This window comes from Hirschia litorea (assembly GCF_042665075.1).
Classification (GTDB): domain Bacteria; phylum Pseudomonadota; class Alphaproteobacteria; order Caulobacterales; family Hyphomonadaceae; genus Hirschia; species Hirschia litorea.
Genome location: NZ_JBHTBR010000006.1, coordinates 1 through 2042, shown reverse-complemented (window position 1 = coordinate 2042; position 2042 = coordinate 1). Strand labels below are relative to the sequence as shown.

Annotated in this window: 2 protein-coding genes; both read right to left on the bottom strand. The window is 40.3% G+C overall.

What is annotated here, in order from left to right; translation table 11 throughout:
* Positions 1–22: 22 nt before the first annotated feature.
* Positions 23–1012, bottom strand: coding sequence for an acyl-CoA desaturase (locus ACFQS8_RS14450; protein WP_382168660.1), 990 nt, complete (start codon positions 1010–1012; stop codon positions 23–25).
* Positions 1012–1944, bottom strand: a complete 933-nt coding sequence (locus tag ACFQS8_RS14445) for a hypothetical protein (protein ID WP_382168658.1) — start codon at positions 1942–1944, stop codon at positions 1012–1014. Before ACFQS8_RS14445 ends, ACFQS8_RS14450 begins: the two co-directional genes overlap by 1 nt.
* Positions 1945–2042 lie beyond the last annotated feature (98 nt).

Genomic DNA, 2042 nt, shown 5'->3' with positions numbered 1-2042 from the left:
TCGCCAAAAGGCGACATTCAGCTTAGGGCAGTTTTCTGGTTTCCAATTGAGTGAGCTGTTCGGCCGAAACGATATTCATAGCTCGAGTTGACGTGGGAATAATATTGTTTCTAGCAGGTAAATCTTTCGGTGTTTTTACGTTTCGAGCGAGCCCAACAAATTTAAGTAAACAGATAAAATACCACCCAAGATCAATTTGCTCGGGATATAATCCATGCCTCGCTGAGCTTGGAAACGCATGATGGTTTCCGTGCCAGCTTTCACCCATTGTAGGAATAGCTAGTAATGGAACATTATGGGCTTGTATAACAGCACCTTCAACCTTCCAGTCACTAGGACCTCGGGTGTGAGCAAAGTATGATATTGCCCAATGCATCGTCGTACAGGCTGCAACTCTTACAAAAACACCCCACACTAGCCACGACATACCACCCAAAGCATATAGTATTCCAGCTAAAGGCAGTTGGTGTAACATCCATGTTTTATCCAAAAATTTGTAAAACCAGTCGTCTGAAATCCCTTTTCCTGCATCAAATTTAGGTGGGGCGTCTAAAACCAGCTTTCCATGAAGGTAGAGCAATCCATCTTTGAGAAAACCATGTTCGTGACGAAGGAATGCATGACAATCTGGCTGTCTCTGCGCCCAATCTCGGCTGTCATGAAGTTTGATAGTCCAGATAGGACCACCCATTCCGACAATCGTTCCCATGTAAACGAGAACCCGTTCTAGCCATTTGGGACAATCAAAACTTTTATGGATAAGCCTTCTGTGAAAACCTACTGAGTGGCCTGCACACAAGGTGACCGATGTTAAAACAAAAAACATGAAAAGAGCCGAGATATTGAAGTATATCGGAGCGAGAATTATCGCTCCCAAGAATATCCCAGTATTCCAAATAGAACGCGGAGCATCCCAAACAACCCTTCCTGCAACGGGATCGGCATTTTCTAGATTTGATAGAGAATTTACCTTGAATGCGCCTTCGGCAGCATCTTGAATAGACTTTGACATTACATTGTTTCTCTTAGAAAAATGGAGTTAACAAAGTAATCTGCGCTCTGCTGAACAGCATACTCTTGCATAGGCGCAAAATACCAAGCCGGATCAAGCAATCGCTCATAGGATATAGTTAAGGAGATTTTTGTTTGACCATTTGCTAATGGCTCAAACTCGATATCCGTTCCTCTAATTTTTAGATATTTCGACAAATAGCTTGTGTTTTTAACAACTGAAGTTTTGACATGTTGATCACCAACTTCATCAATTTTTAGATGAAATTCCCCCTCATGAGTATTCGTAAAAAACCATTTCTTATAAAGGAATTTTAGCTTATGAATGTCTCCATCTTTCAGTGATCCTGCTTGTGCTTCTACCGGAAGAGGAAAAATAGAGAGAAACCATTGCCGTCTTTTGGGTAATTCTAACGGCAAAGACATATTAGATTTTAACTTCGCAATATCTAAATCTACCACCACCTCATGATGAACGTAATTTTTACGTTCAAAGCTCGTTGACGGGGATAATCCTTCAATTGCAAGAACAGCAACAAAGATTGGTATCATGCTAGATTTGAGAGTGTCTTTTTGAGAATTTCGTTGTTCTGACCAATCTGCAAGTGCAACAAATGTATATCCAACAATCACAAACAGATAATAAATGGGTATAAAAAACAGTACACAAATAAATCCTTCGAACAAAAATGCAGATGTTCCTAAAAATATTACCGTTGCCATTTTTAAATGGAGCATAAGCCGACTAAATTTGCTCGAATCTTGAGGGCTAGGTACAAGATGAAAAATGAGAATAGAAACTAGAAATGGGACAGCCACATACAAAAGTGCAGAATTTCCAAATCGAGAATCGAGTATAACTCTGATCCCAATGCTGCATATTCCCATTAGGAATAGCACGTAGACCCACTTCGGTGGTTTTAAAGAAAACATTGTATAGCTACCCCCAAACTCAAATTAGGTTTGCATCATTTCTAAGTAGTCTACAATTGTCTATATGGCCGCATTGTTCATCAGGCAGCTTAGGGCCA

What these genes read in the sequence shown, in the direction of transcription:
- ACFQS8_RS14450 (WP_382168660.1), bottom strand. Translation starts at nt 1,012, where the DNA reads ATGTCAAAGTCTATTCAAGATGCTGCCGAAGGCGCATTCAAGGTAAAT.
- ACFQS8_RS14445 (WP_382168658.1), bottom strand. Translation starts at nt 1,944, where the DNA reads ATGTTTTCTTTAAAACCACCGAAGTGGGTCTACGTGCTATTCCTAATG.